The sequence below is a fragment of the Dyadobacter sp. UC 10 genome (genome assembly GCF_008369915.1).
GTDB lineage: Bacteria > Bacteroidota > Bacteroidia > Cytophagales > Spirosomataceae > Dyadobacter.
In genome coordinates, this window is sequence record NZ_VSRN01000001.1 from 5,974,514 (window position 1) to 5,996,101 (window position 21,588).

At 46.6% G+C, this 21,588-nt stretch carries 19 protein-coding genes; 12 read left to right on the forward strand and 7 right to left on the reverse strand.

Annotated features, from left to right (window positions below):
* Nucleotide 1: 1 nt before the first annotated feature.
* The 4 genes from FXO21_RS24815 (at nt 2) to FXO21_RS24830 (ending at nt 5,472) form a co-directional block, all read left to right on the forward strand.
* On the forward strand, nt 2–1,924 hold the full coding sequence (locus tag FXO21_RS24815; protein ID WP_149642611.1) for a response regulator: 1,923 nt from the start codon (nt 2–4) through the stop codon (nt 1,922–1,924).
* 94 nt (nt 1,925–2,018) lie between these two features.
* Nucleotides 2,019–2,783, forward strand: a complete 765-nt coding sequence (locus FXO21_RS24820; protein WP_149642612.1) for a hypothetical protein — start codon at nt 2,019–2,021, stop codon at nt 2,781–2,783.
* 270 nt (nt 2,784–3,053) lie between these two features.
* Nucleotides 3,054–4,901, forward strand: coding sequence for a chloride channel protein (locus FXO21_RS24825; RefSeq protein WP_149642613.1), 1,848 nt, complete (start codon nt 3,054–3,056; stop codon nt 4,899–4,901).
* A gap of 136 nt (nt 4,902–5,037) precedes the next feature.
* The gene (locus FXO21_RS24830) at nt 5,038–5,472 is read left to right on the forward strand and encodes a MarR family winged helix-turn-helix transcriptional regulator (protein ID WP_149642614.1); all 435 of its coding nucleotides are present in this window, start codon (nt 5,038–5,040) and stop codon (nt 5,470–5,472) included.
* A 49-nt stretch (nt 5,473–5,521) separates the two neighbouring features.
* Here the strand turns inward: FXO21_RS24830 and FXO21_RS24835 are convergent, their stop codons facing one another.
* The 6 genes from FXO21_RS24835 to FXO21_RS24860 form a co-directional block, all read right to left on the reverse strand.
* Nucleotides 5,522–6,355: a DUF4097 family beta strand repeat-containing protein gene (locus FXO21_RS24835; protein WP_149642615.1), complete on the reverse strand. Its 834-nt coding sequence runs from the start codon at nt 6,353–6,355 to the stop codon at nt 5,522–5,524.
* Between the two features lie 4 nt (nt 6,356–6,359).
* Nucleotides 6,360–7,223 (reverse strand): DUF4097 family beta strand repeat-containing protein, encoded by an 864-nt coding sequence (locus FXO21_RS24840; RefSeq protein WP_149642616.1) that lies wholly within the window; start codon nt 7,221–7,223, stop codon nt 6,360–6,362.
* A gap of 24 nt (nt 7,224–7,247) precedes the next feature.
* A complete protein-coding gene (locus FXO21_RS24845) occupies nt 7,248–8,087 on the reverse strand; it encodes a HEAT repeat domain-containing protein (protein WP_149642617.1) in 840 nt (279 codons plus the stop codon).
* On the reverse strand, nt 8,074–8,598 hold the full coding sequence (locus tag FXO21_RS24850; RefSeq protein ID WP_149643630.1) for an RNA polymerase sigma factor: 525 nt from the start codon (nt 8,596–8,598) through the stop codon (nt 8,074–8,076). The genes FXO21_RS24845 and FXO21_RS24850 overlap by 14 nt, the downstream gene beginning before the upstream one ends.
* A 142-nt stretch (nt 8,599–8,740) precedes the next feature.
* Nucleotides 8,741–9,223 carry a ferritin-like domain-containing protein gene (locus tag FXO21_RS24855; RefSeq protein WP_149642618.1) on the reverse strand — a complete coding sequence of 161 codons (483 nt, stop codon included), beginning with the start codon at nt 9,221–9,223 and terminating at the stop codon, nt 8,741–8,743.
* An 89-nt stretch (nt 9,224–9,312) separates the two neighbouring features.
* Entirely contained in the window at nt 9,313–11,745 is a 2,433-nt protein-coding gene (locus FXO21_RS24860; RefSeq protein ID WP_149642619.1) for an ABC transporter permease, read from the reverse strand.
* Between the two features lie 220 nt (nt 11,746–11,965).
* Between FXO21_RS24860 and FXO21_RS24865 the strand changes: the two genes are divergently transcribed.
* From FXO21_RS24865 to FXO21_RS24900, 8 genes are all read left to right on the forward strand, one after another.
* The gene (locus FXO21_RS24865; protein ID WP_149642620.1) at nt 11,966–12,535 is read left to right on the forward strand and encodes a Crp/Fnr family transcriptional regulator; all 570 of its coding nucleotides are present in this window, start codon (nt 11,966–11,968) and stop codon (nt 12,533–12,535) included.
* 76 nt (nt 12,536–12,611) lie between these two features.
* The gene (locus FXO21_RS24870; protein WP_149642621.1) at nt 12,612–13,271 is read left to right on the forward strand and encodes a metal-dependent hydrolase; all 660 of its coding nucleotides are present in this window, start codon (nt 12,612–12,614) and stop codon (nt 13,269–13,271) included.
* A gap of 259 nt (nt 13,272–13,530) precedes the next feature.
* Nucleotides 13,531–13,959 carry a hypothetical protein gene (locus FXO21_RS24875; RefSeq protein ID WP_149642622.1) on the forward strand — a complete coding sequence of 143 codons (429 nt, stop codon included), beginning with the start codon at nt 13,531–13,533 and terminating at the stop codon, nt 13,957–13,959.
* A 125-nt stretch (nt 13,960–14,084) separates the two neighbouring features.
* Nucleotides 14,085–14,774, forward strand: a complete 690-nt coding sequence (locus FXO21_RS24880) for an NAD-dependent epimerase/dehydratase family protein (protein ID WP_149642623.1) — start codon at nt 14,085–14,087, stop codon at nt 14,772–14,774.
* A gap of 94 nt (nt 14,775–14,868) precedes the next feature.
* Nucleotides 14,869–16,245: a sensor histidine kinase gene (locus FXO21_RS24885; RefSeq protein WP_149642624.1), complete on the forward strand. Its 1,377-nt coding sequence runs from the start codon at nt 14,869–14,871 to the stop codon at nt 16,243–16,245.
* A gap of 32 nt (nt 16,246–16,277) precedes the next feature.
* Complete coding sequence (locus FXO21_RS24890; protein WP_149642625.1) at nt 16,278–16,652, forward strand: response regulator; 375 nt, start codon at nt 16,278–16,280, stop codon at nt 16,650–16,652.
* The gene (locus tag FXO21_RS24895) at nt 16,649–17,695 is read left to right on the forward strand and encodes an adenylate/guanylate cyclase domain-containing protein (RefSeq protein ID WP_149642626.1); all 1,047 of its coding nucleotides are present in this window, start codon (nt 16,649–16,651) and stop codon (nt 17,693–17,695) included. Before FXO21_RS24890 ends, FXO21_RS24895 begins: the two co-directional genes overlap by 4 nt.
* Before the next feature lies 1 nt (nt 17,696).
* Nucleotides 17,697–18,284: an HD domain-containing protein gene (locus FXO21_RS24900; RefSeq protein ID WP_149642627.1), complete on the forward strand. Its 588-nt coding sequence runs from the start codon at nt 17,697–17,699 to the stop codon at nt 18,282–18,284.
* A 2-nt stretch (nt 18,285–18,286) separates the two neighbouring features.
* Here FXO21_RS24900 and FXO21_RS24905 read toward each other — a convergent pair whose 3' ends face one another.
* Nucleotides 18,287–21,535, reverse strand: a complete 3,249-nt coding sequence (locus FXO21_RS24905) for a cyclic nucleotide-binding domain-containing protein (protein ID WP_149642628.1) — start codon at nt 21,533–21,535, stop codon at nt 18,287–18,289.
* Between the last annotated feature and the right edge of the window lie 53 nt (nt 21,536–21,588).

A 21,588-nucleotide genomic window follows, 5' to 3' on the forward strand; every position in this document is an offset into this window, starting at 1 on the left:
CATGGAAAATACCAAAATACTGCTGCTTGATGACCGGGAAGAAAACCTGGTCTCACTCAAAGCAATCCTGAACAGGGCTGATATTGAAATTTATGCAACAACTTCTCCAAACGAAGCTTTAAGGATTGTTTGGGAAAATGACATTGCGGTTGCATTGGTTGACGTGCAAATGCCGGGGATGGATGGTTTTGAATTTGCAGAAACACTACTCTCCAATCCGAAAACAAAGGAGATCCTGATCGTGTTCGTTACCGCAATCTCAAAAGAGACGACTTATGCAGTCCGCGGACTTAAAACTGGCGCGATAGACTACCTCTACAAACCGCTCGATCCATTCATTACCAATGCGAAAGTCGATTCGCTGATCAGGCTGGCCAGAAGTCAGAAAGAAATCAGGGATAAAAATAAGCTGCTTGAAAATTACGCTACGATCATCATCAATTCCCCCGACATCATTGCTACCCTTGAAGCGGATTCTGGGAAAATTTTCTCCATCAATCCGTCTGTTGAAACGATTCTTGGTATTTCGCCCAGTGGTCTTATAGGTGTATCGATACTCGATCTATTGGTAGATCCGATCAACTCATCTCTTCGGGATGTTTTGGTCAACAAAACCTACCTGGGGGGACATACTATGGTGATCGAGGATCAGTTTTACGGACTGTTGCGGCAACCTGTCTGGCTGGAACTACGGATTATGTTCAAAAACAGATTGTTGTTTGTCAACCTGCACGATATAGAAAAGCGTAAAGCCCACGAGAGGGCACTGATAAACGCACAGCAGCAGGCCGACAAAGCGCGGAAGGGAAAAGAGGCCTTTCTGGCTAATATGAGCCACGAAATACGGACACCGCTAAACGGTATTATTGGTCTGGGCAACCTCCTGGCTGCTACCGAAATGACCCCGGGTCAGAAGGAACTGATCGATATGCTGAGACAGTCGTCAGGCTCTCTGTTAAATATACTGAACGATATTCTGGACATCTCTAAAATTGATGAAGGAAAGTTCTCAGTTATTCCGACGTCAACAGACCTGCGAGCGATTGCAAAAGGGATCATTGACCTGATGACATTCAAAGCGGAGGAGAAAAAGCTTCGCCTGCAATTCCAGGTAGACAATTCGGTTCCTGAATGCGTGATGGTAGACGGAATGAGATTGAACCAGATCCTGCTTAATCTCGTAGGAAATGCACTTAAATTCACTGAGAAAGGAGAGGTGAGGCTCAAAATGGATTACCTGGCGAAAGTCAGCTCCGGGCACAAGATCAGGTTTATGGTGGAAGATACGGGCATCGGAATGTCAGGTGAGCAGTTGGCTAATATTTTCTCGGAATATGGACAGGCCTCCGAGAACACATCACATCAGTATGGCGGCACAGGACTTGGGCTGACGATCTCACAGAAACTGGCGCGTTTAATGGGCAGCGAACTGGAAGTGAACAGTCGGCTTAATGACGGCAGCCAGTTCTTCTTCACTATGATCCTGAATGACGCAAATCAAAAAAGTAAGGAAGCTAGGGTGTCGATCTCTTTTCATAACCTGCCTCCGTTTTCCGGAAAAAAAGTGCTTGTAGCGGAAGACAACCCGATCAATGCGCTATTATTAAAAAAATACCTGAAAGCGTGGCAGCTAGAAACAACCGTGGTAGTTAATGGGAGGGAAGCGGTGGAAACGCTCAGACAGCAGCTTTTTGACCTGGTGATTATGGACACCAGAATGCCGGAGATGGACGGTTTCCAGGCTGCGTGGGTCGCAAGGAATGATCTGAAAATTACAACGCCTATATTGTCACTGTCAGCAACCGTTCTGCCCGAGGAAATCCAGCAAGCGTACGAGGCAGGTATGAACGACACACTTTCGAAACCTTTCGAACCAGAAAAGCTGCATCAAAAGATTAGCCTGCTATTGCAGGAACCTGCTTGACAACCATTTTGCCACGATTTGTTTCCCGTATTCGTAATGATTAATTGTGGGAATTCGTTTAACAGTTGTAATTAAAATGTTTCAAGCCAGCAAAATGAGAAATATCAGAAACAGTGCAAGTTTATTGCTGTTAGTAACCCTTTTTGGATGCAGTTCGTCCAAGACAATGACTTATGAATCGAAGTGGAATGCTCCTTTTTCGTACGTGGACGGTGTTAAGCCGGATCAGCAGGACCAGCGGTCGAGGTTAAGGTATGGAATAATCAATGACGACCAGTTTGTTTATATTACTTTAAAAACAAAAGACCCGTCGACAATTCAAAATATTCTGAGCAGTGGTCTAAAAATTGCATTCAGCCCAGAAGGGCAGAAAAAAGAAGCCTATTCCCTTCTTTTCCCCGTTGTGATGAAAGAGGACAGGAAAGCCTTGAAGCGTATTGATACGGATCTGCCAAACAGTCTTGGCCTGGGACTATTACTTGATTCCTACAATAAGGAAGCGGTCTGGAAAGATAAAAGCGGGCAGCATTTCATCAATCTGGTTGCTCCGGACGGAAGTATCAAATCAACCATTTCGATGGATAGGGACGGTGAGCTGACAGAGCAAATAATTATCCCATTTAGTCTGATGGCGGTTAATGCGAGGGAAACATCCATGCTGGGTGTAAATATCAAGGTAGATGGCCAGTCATCACAATCGGGTTTCAGCCCGCGGATCGGCATCGGTCTGGGCGGTGGAATAGGAATGGGAGGCGGAATGGGGGTTGGAATCGGAAACGGAGGCTATGGTTCCCGGTATAACAACAATGAAAAAAATGTAGATATCAGGCTGGAAGTCCAACTTGCCAGGGCCAATTAAAGTTGGCTAAACTATGATCCTGGGGCTCGTTGAGAAATCGACGAGCCTTTTTTGCTTTTTTCAATAGTTATGGTAGATATTGAAAATCAATCAATTGACCAGTGTTAAATACTATTCCACTAATAGGAAGCTAATTCTGTGTTGAATTGCGACTTAAAAAACATTAATTGATCGGGTTCGGGAACATAATTTGCTGAAAGGATTTAACTCTGTTTCTAACCTCGACGTTCCACGAATCAACCACAGGCATCGATCCCAAACAAATAGCTGGTGAAGAAGATCAATATTAAGAAATTCCATCATTTTTTTAAATACCAAAGGGACTTCACGAGGTATAGTTTGAAAAAGGCGAGAAGCTATGAGATCCTTCTGTTCTGGTTGAAAAGTGTACTGAACCGGACTCAGTTCCTGATCTTGTCAGGTATGCTGGTCGGAATCACATGTGGCCTGGCAGGCGTAGTACTCAAGGAGCTGGTTCACTACATTCACTATATCATCACCTATAAAGTCCATTTCGAGCGGCAAGTCCTGTTCTATCTGCTCTTCCCGTTTCTGGGGATCGTAATTACCACGCTGGTTGTCATTTTTGTATTTAAGGGGCAGGATAAAAAAGGCATTGCGGCGATACTCTACGAAATCGCGCAGAATTCGAGTATTGTTTCTTCGGTTAAAATGTATTCGCAGATCGTGCAAAGTGCGATCACGGTCGGGCTGGGTGGCTCGGCTGGGCTGGAAAGTCCGATTGCGGTGACCGGTGCCGCGATCGGCTCGAATTTTGCGCGTACCTACCAGCTCGATTACCGCGAGCGGACCTTGCTGCTTGCGGCCGGCGCCACGGCCGGAATCGCCTCCGCATTCAATGCGCCGATCGCAGGTATGATGTTCGCATTTGAGATACTCTTGACCGGTGTGGTTTTCTCCGATTTTATTCCGCTGGTTGTTGCCGCTGTCTGCGGAAGTTTGGTCTCGAAAATACTTTTGGAAGAAGAAGTCCTGTTTCAATTTAAGACCCGGAATGCTTTCGACTACCACAACATTCCCTATTACCTGCTCCTCGGAATTTTGTGCGGTTTGTACGCGAGATACTACGTGCTGATCGCGAAAACAATCGATCACTATTTTCACAATCTCAAAATGTCCCGCATCCGGAAAGCGATGCTCGGCGGCGCTATTCTTTCCGTGCTTTGCGTGTTGTACCCGCCGCTATTTGGCGAGGGTTACGACACCATCAAAGCGATTACGAACGGGCAGATGCAGGAGGTCATGCAGAACAGTTTTTTCAGGTTCATCGGGTACCGCGAGTGGGTGGTGCTGGTGTTCGTCGCGGTGATCTGCCTGCTCAAAGCATTCTCCGCTTCCATCACTATTTTCAGTGGCGGTAATGGCGGGAATTTTGCACCCTCGCTTTTCGCCGGAGGTTCGCTCGGGTATGTATTTGCATTGCTCTGTTTGCAGTTCGGCATGACCGACGTACCAGTTAATAACCTGGTGATCGTGGGGATGGCAGGGGTGATGAGCGGCGTATTGTACGCGCCGTTGACAGCGATTTTTCTGATCGCCGAATCGACCTCCGGCTACGATCTTTTTATACCGCTGATGATCGTGTCGGTGATCTCCTTTTCGATGGCAAAATGGTTCTCAGCGATCTCGCCCGACCTGGAAAAGCTGGCTGAACAGGGCAAGATCTTTACCCGTGAACACGACCGTAACCTGCTCTCCTTACTCCAGATTCTCGACCTTATCGACAAGGATGTGCAGGTGATCCGGCGCGACGCCTCTCCCGAAGAACTGGCAGAAGCGGTTCGCACCGGGCATCGGAATATGATCTCTGTGATCGACTCGGGCAACAGGCTGGCCGGCATCATTTCCCTGGATGATATCCGCCCGCTTTTTTTCAAGGAAGAGGCCCTTAATCTCCTCGAAGTAGAAGGCCTGATGAAGGTGCCGGAGGTAGTGATTAGTGACTTCGACAGCGTGATCAGCGTGGTCAAAAAGTTTGACGAAACCGGCGCCTGGAACCTTCCGGTCGTCAAGGCAAACGGCGAATTTCTGGGGTTTATTTCCAAATCCAGTGTCCTCAACAGCTACCGTCAATTGTTACGTGCGCATTCGGGGTAGAAGTGCCACGTGAAACATTTTTTTAATTCCCAAATCGTAAATAATTGTTTAATAAGTAGATGAAAACTGTTTATATTTGATATATATTTGAGTTGTCAAGTATATATCAACCTTCTATCAACTATATATCAAATATATGGCAGCCATTTCTCAATCACTGAAACTCTTCCTGAACCTCACCACAGTACAGACGTTGACTATCAAGAAGTTCGATTCAAAACTCAGTTCGCTGGGCATCAGTCTGAATGAATTTATGATCTTGTATCACCTCGGAGAAGCGCCTGACGAGAAGCTCAGGCGCACCGATCTAGCTGAAAAATTAGGTCTGACGGCCTCCGGAATTACCCGGCTTTTGTCGCCTCTGGAGAAGCTCGGCATGGTAAGAAGAGAGGCAAATAGTCGGGATGCGCGGGTCAGTTATGTAAAGCTGGCCAATGCAGGCAAGAAGATTTTGACCGAATCCATTGTATCTGCCGAAGCCACGTCGGAGCAGATTTTGGCTTCCGTTAAAACAAAAAAACTCGAAGAGCTGTCAAAAATGCTCTTCGAGTTGGGCGCGACAATTGAATAGAAACGGACGCCGGGGAAATGGTCTGCGTTTGGTGAAATCTAGGGCGGTACTATTTGGCTTTTCTAACGTAAATATTGCCGTTCATATTCTTCATCATGATTTCGCTGCCGCCGCCATTTACCTTGCCTTTGACCCAATCTTCGACCGACACGCGGAACATACCGTCCTTGTTGGACCGGGTAGCCTGGGGCTGGCTCTTTTCTACATTGATATCGAAATCGCTGTAAACTTCTCCGCGGTCAGATTTGATCTTCACATCAAATTTGGCTGTGGCCGGGAGCGATACATCTACATCCCCGTTGAGTGTCGAGAATGCCATCGGTGACTTCATATCAATCGTTTTAAAGTTCGCTTTGAGCGCACCGTTGATCGTATTCGCTACGGCCGATCCAGACACATTCGTGAGCGTGATATCGCCGTTTACATTCGCTATTTCAAGCTCGCCGTCTACGTTTTCCACAATGATGTTGCCCTCGTTGACGGTGGTAGCTTTCAGCGTGAATTTCTGCGGGACTTTAATATGCAGGTTCATTGCTTTATTGACGAAACGGGAGCTGATCGTGATCGCATTTTTTTCTTCGGTCGCGGTGAGTTCGATACCATTTCCGGGCACGATCCGGCGCATGCCGCTGGCCCGTTCGTCATTGGGTTTGTCCGACTTATCAGCGCCTTTCGAAGTCGCTTCGATCACAACTTCCTTTCCGGCATATCCGCTGATCCGGATCGATCCGTTCAGCAGGTTCACTTTCAGGGAACCGGGTTTGGAAGGATCCGAGAGCGGCACGGTGATGGTTTCCTTTGCTTCGCTCTGAGCGCGTAGTGTGGTATTTACAAGCAGCAGGGAAATGGAAAATACGAGGGCTAAAATTGGCTTGGTTTTCATTTGCTTATGATTGTTTTTTGAGATAAATATTGCCGTTAAATGTTTCGAACCTGTAAGTAGGGCCGCCCTTACCGATCCGGATATACGTTTCGGTATTGAGCTTGTAAACCGTCTTGCTATTGCCGGTTTCCAGGTTTTTGACTACACGGGTCGGAAGTTGCTCCGCATTTGGGAAATCTGTGTAAAACTCGCCGTTGAAGCTTTTGAACTGGCAATCGGCGGAAAGTGCGGAAGGGTAGGTAATTTTAATATCCCCGTTCAGTGTCTTGAAATCTGATTCCCCTGGCGGTAGCGACACGAAATTGGCTTCTACATTCCCATTCACAGTCCGTACTTTCGCCGCTCCTTTTGCATTGGAGACTCTGATCGCTCCGTTCACATTATTGACGCCGAGCGAACCAGTCACATTATCAACCGTTACATCGCCACCATTGACGGTCGAAACGTGCAGATTAAGGGAATATGGGACCTTTACAGTAAAATTAAGTTCGAAATTATATTCAATTTTGGGCCCGTCCCAGTTTCGCCGGCCGCGGTTAGGCCGGGAATCAAATGGTTCGGCGATATAAGCGATAATGCTGTCGGCCTTCTGGTCAAATTCAAGCTTGAACTGCGCTTTACCTTCTTCCAGCACATCTTTACTTTTCGCGGTGATTTTTTTGTCAATTTCCAGCAAAACCTTATCTCCACTGTAACCTTCTACTTTGATCAAACCATTGATATTGTAAATGGCCAGCGTACTTGCGGAAGCATTTTGGGAAAGGGTAAATTCTTTTTTCACATGCTCGCTGAATTCGAGCTTTTGGGCCGGGGCCTGGGTACAACAAAGCACCGCTCCTGCCACTAAGGGGATTGCAAAAAATTTCATAGCTAATAAATGGATTATGGTTATTTAAGTTAAATCCCTGATCGATTGTTCAATTTTAGTTTTGACCAAATCATCCAGTCCTTCTTTTTTTAGCAAGATTTTCAATGCTTTAATAGAGCGTTTTTCCTGTAATTTGACCATCACATCGGCCAGAGCAGCCTGTACCATCGGCGAATCCTGCCGAGCGAGTGATTTCACCAATCCGCTTCTCACGAGCGGATTTTCGGCATACTGGGTAAGCGCTTCGAGGGTAACGAGCCTTACATTCACATTGTCATCGTTATTGAGTGTTGTAAAAAGCGCATCGATTACGCGTTCGTCAGCTTGTGTGATCTCACTGGTGTAGCTCACCGCCCGCAGCCGCTCAGTTGCCGAAGGGTTTTCGATCAGTGAAAGCATCATCGTGCTTTTCATATCCTGCACCTGCGCCGCGAGCGTTTCTATCTGCTGTTGGTACACAGCCGATTGATTTTTCCTTTGTGTGGTCTTGTAACCGATCGCCCAACCCAGGCCGACTAACAGGAGACTAAATGCCAATTGGACGGTCCATTGCGGCAAAATCCAGTTCCTCACCCGTTCAACCAGATCCTGCCAGGCAAAACCAGGTGCCTGCTTCTCAGCTTCCTTGAACTCATCCAGCATGTTATAAAAGTTGCTTCGCATAGATGCGCGCGGTTCTGGCACAGTGATCTTTCCCATGCTATCCCAAAGCTGCTTGTCGGCGGCAAACTCCTCCTGGCAACTCAGGCAGCCGGCCAGGTGACTATTGATCTCCATTTGATCGGACTTACTGAGACGGTTGTGGAGCCAGTCTGTCAACCGTTCTTTGGATTGCTCGCAACGCATTTCGTTATCTTCTTTCATTAGTAAAAAACCTTTTTTTTAGTTCGCCCAAAGCCCTGTGTACCCTTACCTTCACTGTTCCTTCATTGATATTCAGCACGGTGGCAATCTCTTCATATTTCAGCTCCTGTAATCGGCTCAGGACAAGTACTTCCCGGTGCTCCGGTGACAGTCCGGCCATGGCCTGGTGCAGTAAATCAGTATTCTGCTGCTTTTCAAAGCCCTCGTCGGCAAGTATTCCGCCTCCTACGGTATCGGCTATATCGTTGATATCGAGGTGATGCTGCCCTTTACTTTGTCGAACAGAATCATTCAGCACATTTCTCGCCAAATAATACATCCACGATCTGAATTCACCTTCACCCGTAAACGTATGCTTGTACTTGAGCATCCTGTAAAATACATTCTGAACAAGATCTTCGCTAGCGTCCGCCTTATGCGTCATGTGATAAAAGAATGCAAACAATGGCCGGTTATAGCGCTCAAACAGCAAACCCATCTTATCCAGATCGCCGGCTTTTACCCGTAGCATCAACGAATTGTCTGTGAGCGTATTCAAGCGGTCGGTTCTTTTTGTGGTGATTCTGACGTGATAACTCGGATGTTGAAGAAAGGTTACAGGAATTTAAAAGTTTTTTACCTGTGATAAAAAAAGCCGGATAAACCGGCCTTCTCTATGTCGTCAATGGATATTTGGATACGTCCCTCTGCCTGTCCCGCTCTTGCCTGATCGTGTCGTGTGTGGAGTTGATCGCATTCTGTTGTCTGAGCAGCAGCTGATTGATATCGGCAGGAAATTCGACCGATTTTATGGCCTCATCATAAGCCTTTTTTGCCGCGTCTTCGCCGCCTTCAGCATTTTCAAGCACTGCCCGGCGGTTGTCCGAGCTGAATACCGTGCGGATATCCATCCAAACGCGATACAATTTGCCGGACGTCATTGTGCCTGTTTCGGGTTCGCCTCCCAGACTTACCACTTCTGCATTGAGCTCGGTTACGTGCTGCCGGCTTTGATCTGCCAGCGTCTTAAAAAGTGCCCGCAGATCGGTTTCGATTTCATTCGTTTCATCGTAGGCCTTCTCGTAGCCCTCTATCCGGTCGTTATTAATAACGATAAGATCGTTGAGTGTCTCTATAATTTCCGCATTTTGTGCCATAACAGTTGTTGATTAGTGTTGGCGGATGCTTCTAAATAACTATTCCAACCCGGACGCAGATCTTCCTGAATTTGAAGCTTCGTGGCCAATTATTCAGATTTTAAGGATTTCACAGGATTCATCAAAGCCGCTTTGACCGACTGGAAAGAGACTGTGACCAATGCCACCATCAGCGACAGCATCCCAGCCGCAACAAACATCCACCAGGCAACATCAATTTTATATGCAAAATCCTGCAACCACTTGTTCATCAGCCACCAGGCCATCGGCGCTGCTATCAGCATGGCGATACCTACCAGTTTCATAAAATCCCGCGAGAGCAACACTACGATTCCAGGTACAGAAGCGCCCAGTACCTTCCGGACACCTATTTCTTTCGTACGCTGCTCGGCAGTAAAGGTAGCCAGCCCGAAAAGCCCCAGACAAGCGACAAAAATGGTCAGTGCTGCGAATAACCCCAGGATTTTCGCCGTTTTCTGCTCCGCTTTGTATGTTTCGTCAAACCGGTCGTCAAGAAATGAATAAGTAAATGGAAGGTCGGGCTTGAATGCATTCCACTTTTTTTCCAGACTGGAAATCAGCCCGGCGATATCTTTTGTTTTGACCTTCGCGATCATTGTACCCGATCCTTTGCCTAAGATCATCACAAGCGGAGATATCTGCTCATGGAAGGATTTGAAATGAAAATCTTCTACTACGCCAATAATTACGTAAGTCGATCTCTTACCGTCATTACTATTACTACTGATCGTGTGGTTCAGTGCATTTCTTTCCCAACCCAACATTTTCGCGGTCGTTTGGTTGATGATAATAGCAGAAGAATCGGTACCGAACGATTTTGAAAAATTTCTGCCTTCCACCAGTTTCATTCCCAATGTGGAAATATAGTCGTAGTCAACATCGTAGCGAAGTGTTTTGACGAGCTCTGTTGAGCGGGATTCTGGAAATATTGAATAGTTATTGTTGTAAGAAGGCCCGGCAGGCAGGTAACCCGAGGCGCTTACCTTCGCAATTCGGCTGTCGGATATGAGTTCGTTTTTAAATGCCTCCTGATTTTTTCCTAGTGCCCACGCGTCAGGCAATACCAAAACCTGGTCTTTGTCATAGCCGAGTTTCTTGTTTTGAATAAATTCCAGCTGATTGTAAACGACCATTGTACCGATAATAAGTACAATAGAGATAGCAAACTGAAATACAACCAGACCACTCCGCATACTTATGCCTTTGGAACCAGGCGAAAGGCTCCCTGAAATATTTCCTTTTAATACCGCAATAGGGCGGAAGGAAGATAGGAAAAAGGCCGGGTAGCTTCCTGCAAAAAAACCTACGAACAACCCAAACAAAACGAAATAAGCTGCAATTGCAGGAATTGTTTCAAAATCAATTTTAAGTTCTTTATCTGACAGGCTATTGAACAGGGGAAGCGCGATCACGCCGATCAGAATCGCGAGGACCATTGCTAAAAATGTGATCAGCACCGACTCAGTAAGAAACTGCCACACCAGCTCGCGCCTCGCCGATCCCATCACTTTGCGGACTCCAATCTCTTTGGCGCGCTTGGAGGAGCTGGCCGTAGAAAGGTTCATAAAATTGATGCAGGCAATAAGGAGCATGATCGTTGCCACTGCACCGAAAATATAGACGTACCGGATATCTCCGTTATCACCCAGATCGTATTGAAAATCGGAATGCAAATGAATGTCGGTAAGGGGTTGCAGGTAGAGTCCGAGGAGGTTCCCTTTTTTACGAAATTCCTTGAAACTCATTCCGAATGCGCCTTCAACCTGCGGGCCCATATATTTTTCAACCGTCCCGGGCAGCTTGGCTTCCAGCTTTTTATAATCGTAATCTTTTGGCAAAACCAGGTAGGTAAAGAACTCCGACTGCATCCAGGAAGTAGATTTCGCTTCCCCTGAATTGGCGAGAGAGGCGAAAATATCGAATTGAAAGTGCGAGTTGCGGGGGATATCTTTAAATACACCCGCAATTTTAGGCTTATCCTGGAAACCCTTAAATGTGAGCAGCTTACCGACCGGATCGGTATTGCCGAAAAACTTACGCGCCATCGTTTCACTGATCACGATCGCATTCGGGTCAGAAAGCGCAGTTTTGCTGTTTCCGGACAAAAATGGTAATGTAAAAACCTGGAAAAAATTGTTGTCGACCAACGCGAGCCGGTTGTCGGTAAAAAGCTTTTCGTTCATCAATATGACCGGAGAACCGCCATGCCTCAACCGCGTAGATTCGAGTACCTCGGGATAGTCCGCTTTTAACGCTGCTGCGGTTGGAGGCATTACATGCGCCTCATTAAATTTCCCCCCCTGCATAGTGCCCTTGAAGACCACCCGCACAATCTGATCTGCCTTTTCATTGAAACGATCGTAGCTAAGCTCATCGATCACATAAAGGCTGATCAGCATGCAGGAAGCAAGCCCGATCGCCAGCCCGGCTATATTAATGGCCGAAAATGCACGGTTGCGTTGGAGGTTGCGCCAGGCGATCTTGAAATAGTTTTGTAACATAGGGTCGTGGTTTGAATCGGCCGGAAATTATTTTATGGCTAATAGATGGTACATTGTATTGCATAGTTCTTGGTATAAAATACATGCCAGTGTTTTAAATGTTTGTTTTTAAGGGAGTTAACTTTGACAGTATTCAATTTTTCCGTTCACATTCGGACATTTCTGTACGGAAATGCGCAGGCTGTTCTTTTGAATACGCAAGCATCTTAACTTTGGCAAAATGAGCGAACTGGAACAATACCTGCATTCTTTTTTTGATTTTGATCAGTCGGACCTGGCGAAAGTGGCTGCGTTTTTTAAGCCTGAAATCGTCCGCAAAGGTGAGTTTTATCTCCGGACAGGCAAAGCCTGCAACAAGCTTAGTTTTATAAAATCGGGTATGTTCCGGATTTTCGTGGATCTGGAAGACAGGGAAGTAACCCAGTGGATTTCTACAAAAGGCTATTTCATTACCGATCTTTCCAGCCTGATTTTTGACACACCTGCGCGCTGGAATATCCAGGCACTGACAGATACTGCGCTTTACACGATCGAAAAGTCAGATTACGAAAGGCTGGGGGACTACATTCCGAAGTGGCCTGTTACCGAAAAGCTTTTCATCGCGCATTGCTTTACCACGCTGGAAGACAGGGTATTTTCATTCCTGTCGATGACGGCCGAGCAGCGTTACAATATCCTGTTCGAAAACAACCGCGAGCTTTTCAACCAGGTACCGCTCCAATACATTGCTTCCATGCTCGGCATGACGCCCGAAACGATCAGCCGGATCCGCCGGAAACAGCTGAATTGATTTCTTGATATAGGTCAAGTGGCGCCGGAAACAGGGTTGATATTTTTGCAAAGTATTAACCAAAACAGCTACTATCATGTTTCTAGGTCACTATGGACTAGCCTTCGGAGTAAAAAAAGCGGCTCCACAAATCTCGCTTTTAACTTTATTCGTAGCCGTCGAATTTGTCGATATCATCTGGCCGGTTATGCTGCTGCTGGGTATTGAAAAAGTCAGGATTGCGCCGGGAATAACGGAAGTCACACCCTTTGAATTTATTCATTATCCGTTTACCCACAGTTTGCTAATGGGAGTGGTGTGGGGCGCAGTAGTCGGTCTTTTTTATTGGTTATTTAAAAAAGACCTCAAAAGCGCGGTAATCGTGGGACTCGCTGTGCTTAGTCACTGGTTCCTGGATTTTATAGTGCACGTGCCAGACCTGCCATTAACTCCATTTGGCTCCGAAAAAGTAGGTTTAGGAGCCTGGAATTCAATGCCCTTAACGCTTTTTATCGAGGCTGTGATCTTTTTGTCAGGCGTTTATCTTTATGCTAAAAACACAGAGCCGGTCAGCAAAAAAGGCACGTGGTCGCTTTGGATCCTGGTGATCTTCTTTATGTTAACCAATACGTTCAATATGTTCGGCCCGCCGCCGTCGGATTCCATCCCAACACTTTTTGCATCGTTTGTAGTGCTGCAAGTGATTGTACTGGCACTGGCGGTGTGGGTTGATCGGAATAGAAAGGTGAAGTCGTAAAATGTGAAGCTTGTATTCATCATTGAGTGTATATAAACTTACATTCGCTATTTTTCAGAATAAATACACACTATAGTATGGCGCAAAAGTCTGGGAAATAGCAATTGATTGAAAAGGTCACTTCCAGGCTCGCTGAATTGGAAATGGATTTAATGATTCCGGTGGAAAATATGTCAGATGAAGAATTTGAAGAGTTGCTGAAAGAAGCAATCAGATTGAGAGAAGTTTTACGGGCATTGGGTAATCTTGATTGAAAATTATGAGAGAAGATTTCAAAAATAAGGTGGACCGATATGTTGCTGCGCTGAAAAGTGCCGGGAAAGAGGATATTCCCGCAATCAGAACGGAGTTTGCTAATTGGTACCATGCATTGAGTGATGTCGAAAAGGATGAATTACAACCGTTCTGGCAGGAGATCAAAGATCGAGCGAGGCAAAAGATTGCAGAAATAAAGGAAGCCTTGAATGAATTACAGCAATTGCAAGATGTGAAGATTGTGGTTGAGGGAGCCGAATATGATCTTCACGAATGGATCACAATCTCAGAATATTCCAGAATTCATCACCTGAAAGTAAGCCGAGTACAGAACTGGATCTCCCGCGGGGTTGTGCCAAGGGGCAAAGTATTGGCGATCCCTCAGCTTAACAATATGAAACTGATAAAAAACGAGATATACGCAAAGGCTTAATCTAAATCAGTAGAAGGAGATTATGCTTTAACGGTTGTTTCGCAATGGTCCCCTCAGTGACTTAGGATAACCCTGGCGAGAGATCGCAATTTTAAATATTTTACATTTTACTCGACCCCTAATCAATGACTACATCAACAGACCGGAAAATCAACGCAATCGTAACCGGTGCGACAGGCATGGTGGGAGAGGGAGTACTGCACCAATGTTTGCAAAGCCCTGACGTAGAGTCGGTTTTGATGATCAACAGGAAGCCGGCGGGGATTACGCACCCGAAACTAACTGAAATCATTCACAGGGATTTCCAGGACCTGAGCCCGATAGCGGACCAATTGAACGGTTATAATGCATGTTATTTTTGTCTGGGAGTTTCATCTGTGGGCATGAAGGAGCCGGAATATACCAAAATGACCTACATACTCACTATGCATGTGGCGGAGGTACTGAGCAGTCAAAATCCGGATATGACCTTTTGTTATGTTTCCGGGGCAGGTACGGACAGTTCCGAAAAGGGCCGCTCCATGTGGGCACGCGTCAAAGGGAAAACTGAAAACGATCTGATGAAGCTGCCTTTCCGCCAGGTATTTGCATTCCGGCCTGGCATTATGACGACTTCGCCTGAATTGAAAAATACATTACCGCTTTATAAATACATCAGCTGGCTATTTCCGTTTATCCGCCGCTTTTTCCCCAATTCCATTTCCAGTCTCGCACAGGTAGGACAGGCGATGATCAACGCCACCCAAAACGGCTTCGATAAAAAGATCCTGGAAGTAAAGGATATCAACGCGCTGGGCGACCGTCAGTATGTTTAGGGCTTAATGCTGCTAAATGGTTATTTAACGGAAAATATTTACTTTGCCTTACAATCATTTTGTTTAGCAAAGAATAACAGCAACCCTGCCTTGCATGTATTATTTTCTGGTCTCCTTTTTCCTGATCCAATACATCCGAACTTCCCTTCAAACGGCTGTTAATTATCCGGAATGGGATAAGCGGCTCGTGGTCGGCAGGTATGTCAGCATTGGATTGCTTTCAGCATATTATCTTCTTGATTCTCCCGACTGGTACAACTGGCTCTGGAATGCATTTCTGGTGGCATTGATGGTAGTGATCTTTGGCAACGACATTTTCAGAACGCTGCGGACAACCGCCCAAACAATACTGCCATTTATAGGGATCTGTATCCTGCGGGATATTACCAAAGCTGGCTTTCCCAAATTCCACGAAAAATATGACAGTGTATTCGACATTGCGGTCATGTTTGCCTTTGTGCTTTGCTTTGTCATCTGGTTTTATGCCAGAAAACAAATGAAAGTACTGGAAAGGGAGCGGGAGGACAGGCTGCGCGAAGAGCAGGTGATCCGTGCCCAGAAAGAGTCGCTCGAATACCTGGTAAGTGAGCGCACTTATGAGCTGACTTTGCAAAAGGAGGAACTTCAGAAGACGATAGAAGAGCTGAAATCTACACAGAACCAGCTGATACAGAGTGAGAAAATGGCTTCACTGGGAGAACTGACCGCAGGCATTGCGCACGAAATCCAGAACCCGCTGAACTTTGTCAATAATTTCTCTGAAGTATCTGTTGAGCTTTGCCAGGAACTGGAAGAGGAAATCGAAAAATCGACGCTTCCCGAAGCTGAAAAGGATTATATCAAAGAGATCATCGGAGATTTGAGCCAGAATCAGCAGAAAATTACACACCACGGTAAGCGGGCGGATTCAATCGTAAAAGGAATGCTGCAACATTCGCGCGCCTCGTCAGGCGAAAAGGAGCCGGTTGACATCAATGCCCTCGCCGACGAATACATGCGCCTCGCATATCATGGCCTTCGTGCGAAAGACAAGGAGTTCAACGCAGCGCTTGTTACTGATTTCGACCCCACGATCGGAAAGGTTAACGTATTGCCGCAGGACCTGGGAAGGGTTTTCCTGAATTTGTTTACCAATGCTTTCTACGCTGTTGCAGAAAAAAAACGGCAGCTTTCTGAGGCGGGCACATTGGGCGATTACCGGCCAGAGGTGAAAATTACTACCAAGAAATTTGATAACAAGCTATACGTCCGGGTTTCGGATAATGGTACCGGAATGCCGGACCACGTAAAGGCTAAGATTTTCCAGCCTTTTTTTACAACCAAGCCAACCGGCCAGGGCACGGGCCTGGGCCTTTCCATGAGCTACGATATCGTCACCAATGGCCATGGTGGTGTATTGGATGTAGATACAGTTCCCGGCGAAAGAACCGAATTCCGTATCACCATCCCGGTTATTGAGCCGCAAGCCTAGCAACGACGCTTTTAGTTATAATGATAAAAACCATGAAAATCCTTGTTGTCGACGACGAAGAAGATGTTAAATCCCTGTTTGAACAAAAATTCAGGAAAGAGATCCGCAGCGGGCAGTTCGAATTTTCGTTTTCTTTTTCAGGCGAAGAGGCACTCTCGTATCTCGAAGATCATTCATCGGAAGTCGTCATGATCCTGTCAGATATTAATATGCCCGGTATGAGCGGTATTGAGCTTCTTAAAAAAATCCGGTCCGAACATCCTGCCGCTCCGCCACAGGTGATGATGATCACAGCTTACGGCGACAGTGCCAATCACGACCAGGCCATGCAGCTGGGGGCAGATGATTTTCTGACCAAACCGGTCAATTTTGTTGAATTGAAAGAAAAATTGCTCAGCATTTTATGAAAGCCAAGATACTGGTAGTGGACGATGAGGCAGATCTTCAATTGTTGATCAAGCAAAAATTCAGGCGGCAGATCCGGGAACAGGAATACGAATTTCTGTTTGCCGAAAATGGGTTGAAAGCATTGGAAGTGCTGGGAGAACATCCGGATATCGATATGGTGCTCAGCGATATCAATATGCCTGAAATGGACGGGCTGACCCTGCTCGTGCGCCTCGGAGAATTGAGCCCGATCCTGAAATCGGTCATTGTGTCGGCTTACGGCGATATGGATAATATCCGTACCGCGATGAACCGCGGTGCATTCGATTTTTTGACGAAACCTATTGATTTCAAGGATCTTGAAGTGACAATGGAGAAAACGCTGCACTACGTCTCCCAGCTGAAAGAAACCCTGAAAGCAGTGCGCGAAAACGATATTTTGCGCATGTATGTCGATTCTTCCGTTTTGCAGTTTATGACGCAGGATACCTTTGAAAAATCGCTGATGACCAGTGAAAATATCGTTGGTACTGTCGTATTTATGGATATGTGCGGCTTTACTTCAATTTCCGAAAAGGAATCGCCCGACCGCGTCGTCAAGCTGATCAATAAATATTTTGATGTGATGGTCAAAGAGATCATTGCGCAGGGCGGGCTTGTCGATAAATTCATGGGAGATGCTGTGATGGCTGTTTTCAGGGGAGAGTACCACCTCGACCGCGCCATCGAATCGTCGCTGGCTGTTCGCAATCACATCGACGGCTTTAAGGAGGAACTGTCTGACCAGTCGGGTTACCTCCCGAAAGTTTCCATCGGGATCAATTCTGGTGAAATGGTTTCGGGTAACATTGGCTCTGCCGCGCTGAAACGGCTCGACTATACCGTGATCGGGGATGTCGTGAACGTGGCGCAACGCCTGCAATCCATTGCCAGGCCAGGGCAGGTTGTGGTAGCGGAAACTGCTTATCAGCTTATCAAAGAGGCTTTTCAATGTAATCCGATAGGAGAAGTCAGTCTGAAAAACAAGGAGAACCCGGTGATGATCTACGAAGTTCTGGAATAATATGGATCTTGAAAAAGCGAGGGAATTTATACTCGAAGAGTTACGCATCCGGTTGGAACCCGACCTATACTACCACGGGCTGCACCATACGCGGGATGTTGTGCAGGCCGCAATGGAAATCGCGGATCTGGAAAAGATAACGGATCGGGAAAGTCTGCAGATGCTGGAAACCGCCGCGCTATATCATGACAGCGGCTTCATGAACGTATACAAGGGGCACGAAGAAGAAGGATGCAGGATAGCCCGGGAAGTACTGCGGGATTTCGACTATTCCAATACTCAGATCGAAACGATATGCGGGATGATCCTGGCTACAAAGGTGCCTCAGAATCCGCGTAATCACTTGGAGAGGATTATCTGCGACGCAGATCTGGACTACCTCGGCCGCAGCGATTTCCATGCAGTATCCGCCACGCTATTCGAGGAATTAAAGGCGCGCGAAATGATTACCGAAAAGGCAGAATGGAACCGTATACAGGTGAGTTTCTTTGAATCGCATTTTTACTGGAACAAATCTCAGCGCGAACGCAGGGACGACCTGAAAGCAGCACATCTGGCTTCCATCAGGCGTATTTTATCCGATAACTGACATTAACCCTGCAAACGCATTTTTTCGTTCTGTACGCGAATACGCTGGCACAGAATGCGAAGGACATTCCTTAAAATCTCGTCCCGCTCTTCCATCAGCTCAAAGAAATCTTCCTGATCGATCCGGAATACGAGCACGTCCGTTTCTGCTATCGTAGTTGCAGATCTCGGTTCGGTATCAAGCAGCGCCAGCTCACCGAATATTTCACCTTTATCAAACAAGGCGAGCTGCTTTTTGCCGTCGTAAATCCCTACGGCACCAGTGTAAATTATATACATGGAATCCCCGAGGTCGCCTTTTGCAAAAATCTCCTGCCCTTCGCTGTAAGTGATTTCCTTCATGATCGGGGCGATAGAGCTGAGTACGTTTTCGGGCGTTTGTGCAAAGAGCTGCGTATTTTTCAGCACGATCACGCGCTCCATTTCCGATATCGTCTGACTTTCTGCTGTATGTTTCATAGGAATGTTAATGCTGAAGTTGAACTGAGGATCGAGGGATAGCTGACTATATTTTTCATAAACAGCCTCGCGGATCAGGCGTGACGGGTGGTTGGCGAGACTTTGCAGTTGGAGGTGATCATGTAGCAACGGATCGAACTGCCGGATCGCCAGGGCAACTGTCCAGCTCGTAAAATTACGGTCGTGATGTGCCAGGATATTTGAAATTAATGGTACGACTGCTTCCTGGTTACCTACATATTGCCGCAGGGCTTCACGCTTTTTCTGGATCGGGATATTTTCAAATAAGGCTTGCAATGCAGGGTACAATGTGCGGGGCAGGAGGCTTTCGATCATTTCAAGTGAGTTCGCCCTTTTTTCTTTGCTCGCATGACGCATTCCTTTCCATGCGTTTTGCACTGCATCTTTATCGTATTGCATCATAAACAGGTAAAAAAGACGCCGGCCGGTGAGTTCCAATTCATATTCGAGTGAATTATTCCAGTCTGAAAAAGCGGTATTATCGTCAATTCCTGATAAAAGCAGCGATGCGTGTATCAGCTCCTGCTCAACAAAATCTGATACAATTCCCTTGTAATCAGCTACTAAAAGATAGTTGGACAAAGCCTTGAGTGCATCAAGCTTTATAAATGTATCTACCTTAAATACCTTATCATTTGAATCTTTACTTACTAAAAGTCTGTTTTGGTAAGTATTTTTAATTAGTTCAAAAAGTATTTGAAGTATAAATTCATGTTTGGTACGTTCAGCCACTTTAATCAGCATGGTGATACGTTCGCCGGACTCATCATTTTGAAGCCATTCTTCAACAATTCTTATTCCCGCATCACCCGATTTGATAAGTGCAGTAACGGTAGGCCGGGACAACAGGCCGCTCAGCATTGGCTTCAATTCCCGTAAAAGTTGTGCAGAGCCCGAACCCGCTGCGACTTCCAAAGCCAGATTGCGGGCGCGCAGGCTACCGTCTTTTGTGCAGTTCTTAATATGCTCCTCGTGGGAATGGATGCCGATCGTCCGCACACATTCGAGTGCCGCCATTTGCTGCTCCTCCGATCCCGAAAGAAACATTTTACGCAGTGTTCCGTGCACGAGGGGCAATGCTTTTCCAGCCTCCCAGCACCCGACAATACAGCCTTTGACAATATCCAGATCCGGGTGTGCGAGAAATCCGGCGAGCTGCTCGTCGGAAAGCCGGGAGGTGGAGCACGCAATGCGCACCGCCAGCGTCTGGCATGCCGTGTCGGGCTCTTTTTCAATGTAGTGAATGAAAGACCCGGAAAGCTCAGGTGCCGGAAGCATTGCCAGGGTTTGCAGGGTTTTTAGCCGAACCTGTACGGCTGGGTGTTGAAGTAGCTGGTCCACATTTTTGCGGAACAGCGAAACCTTATTTTTGGCGAGCCAGTCAATCGCATTCAATACTTCTTCCTTGCGCTCGCTATGGAGATTTTCGGTGATAATGGGCAATGCCTCCGCCGGTGAAGGCATTTCGCCACTTCGGATGAAGCGTTTCCCGATCGCCGATTTCAGCTCCTGAATATAATGTCCGTATGCTTTTCTGAATATGAGCAGGGCAACAATCGCGAAGAGAAGCGACAGGTCGAAAGTCAGACTGATATTGCTTATATGCTGCGAATAAACGAACCAGAGCAGCAAGCCAGCAATCAGCATGCCCAGTGGTTCAAACAAACCCTTCGCCAAAGTATGTCCCTTCAAGCGTGTTTTGGTGGAAAGTGGCTGAAAAAGTACCAGAAAAACGGGGTCGAATATCGTTCTTCTCACGAGCTCAAAAAGCAGGTACGCGGCGCAATAATAGAAAAGCAGGGAGGGCTCGTCTTTTCTGAAATAAGAAGAAATGAGTAGCCCGAGTGAAATAAAAATCGTGGTCAGCGGCAGGAGATATAGTGTGAGCCGGACACCGAAACGCTCCACTGTTTTACCCGAAAACAACAATTTGACGACAGTAGATATACCATAAGTAGCAGCCAGTAATGTTCCTACAAAGACGATCACATCGTGCTGGCTGTGAAATTTGTATTTTACATTGACAAAAAAGTGGTACTCGATCCAGGTAGCCGCCGCCGCAATCGCAACCATACCGAGGCAGAGCGAAGTAAGCAATTTATTTCCCCCAAAGTATTTCTGAATAATCCGGGAGTCCGATTCCGAAACCTGCCTTGGCCGCGCATGATGCGGGTTTGGGATTTCAGTATATTTGAAGGTAAGTAGTTGTGTGTAAAAGGCTAATGCGAAAAAAACGAGCGAGATTATCAGCAGGATCATCAATACAGAAGGCGAGTGGATCAGCACTGCCAGCACCGCGCCAAGCGCTTTGGCCGGCATATCCCCCGAGCCGATCACGCTGAAAAGCCTCTTACTTTGACGTACATCGAAAACAAGCGCCGAGAGCCCCCAGAATTCTAAATTGATCAGCAGGTAAATGATCCGGTAACCGACCATCACGGCTACCGCCGTCGCGATTCCATGTCCAAGCCCAAGTAATACCATGACCACTGCGACCATGAAAAGCGAGGAAAGCATAGTGCCGAGGCTCAGCCGTTTGAGCAGGAGATGGTGTTCGAAGTATTCGTAAATCTTCCCGGCGGCCATAACGGCGACCGCAGCAGCTATATACGCGATCGGAAGAGAATACTCAGGATGGTTTTCGAGCAACAGGACGTTGGCAGAAACGTAAACGAGCGTCGTGCCAACGTTGATAAATACATTATGAAAGAAGAAGAGAAGTGTCTGCGGATTGAAGGAACTGGAAAAACTTTTCTTTAAATAAGAGATCATAAGTCGGAAAGCTGATATCGCTTACGTAAAGTAAACACATATTCTTCCTTTAA

Coding starts and splice junctions, on each gene's coding strand:
- FXO21_RS24905 (WP_149642628.1), bottom strand. CDS start 21,535: ATGATCTCTTATTTAAAGAAAAGTTTTTCCAGTTCCTTCAATCCGCAG.
- FXO21_RS24820 (WP_149642612.1), top strand. CDS start 2,019: ATGAGAAATATCAGAAACAGTGCAAGTTTATTGCTGTTAGTAACCCTT.
- FXO21_RS24860 (WP_149642619.1), bottom strand. CDS start 11,745: ATGTTACAAAACTATTTCAAGATCGCCTGGCGCAACCTCCAACGCAAC.
- FXO21_RS24830 (WP_149642614.1), top strand. CDS start 5,038: ATGGCAGCCATTTCTCAATCACTGAAACTCTTCCTGAACCTCACCACA.
- FXO21_RS24850 (WP_149643630.1), bottom strand. CDS start 8,598: ATGCTACGGGTAAAAGCCGGCGATCTGGATAAGATGGGTTTGCTGTTT.
- FXO21_RS24855 (WP_149642618.1), bottom strand. CDS start 9,223: ATGGCACAAAATGCGGAAATTATAGAGACACTCAACGATCTTATCGTT.
- FXO21_RS24900 (WP_149642627.1), top strand. CDS start 17,697: ATGGATCTTGAAAAAGCGAGGGAATTTATACTCGAAGAGTTACGCATC.
- FXO21_RS24885 (WP_149642624.1), top strand. CDS start 14,869: ATGTATTATTTTCTGGTCTCCTTTTTCCTGATCCAATACATCCGAACT.
- FXO21_RS24840 (WP_149642616.1), bottom strand. CDS start 7,223: ATGAAATTTTTTGCAATCCCCTTAGTGGCAGGAGCGGTGCTTTGTTGT.
- FXO21_RS24895 (WP_149642626.1), top strand. CDS start 16,649: ATGAAAGCCAAGATACTGGTAGTGGACGATGAGGCAGATCTTCAATTG.
- FXO21_RS24880 (WP_149642623.1), top strand. CDS start 14,085: ATGACTACATCAACAGACCGGAAAATCAACGCAATCGTAACCGGTGCG.
- FXO21_RS24890 (WP_149642625.1), top strand. CDS start 16,278: ATGAAAATCCTTGTTGTCGACGACGAAGAAGATGTTAAATCCCTGTTT.
- FXO21_RS24815 (WP_149642611.1), top strand. CDS start 2: ATGGAAAATACCAAAATACTGCTGCTTGATGACCGGGAAGAAAACCTG.
- FXO21_RS24835 (WP_149642615.1), bottom strand. CDS start 6,355: ATGAAAACCAAGCCAATTTTAGCCCTCGTATTTTCCATTTCCCTGCTG.
- FXO21_RS24870 (WP_149642621.1), top strand. CDS start 12,612: ATGTTTCTAGGTCACTATGGACTAGCCTTCGGAGTAAAAAAAGCGGCT.
- FXO21_RS24865 (WP_149642620.1), top strand. CDS start 11,966: ATGAGCGAACTGGAACAATACCTGCATTCTTTTTTTGATTTTGATCAG.
- FXO21_RS24845 (WP_149642617.1), bottom strand. CDS start 8,087: ATGAAAGAAGATAACGAAATGCGTTGCGAGCAATCCAAAGAACGGTTG.
- FXO21_RS24875 (WP_149642622.1), top strand. CDS start 13,531: ATGAGAGAAGATTTCAAAAATAAGGTGGACCGATATGTTGCTGCGCTG.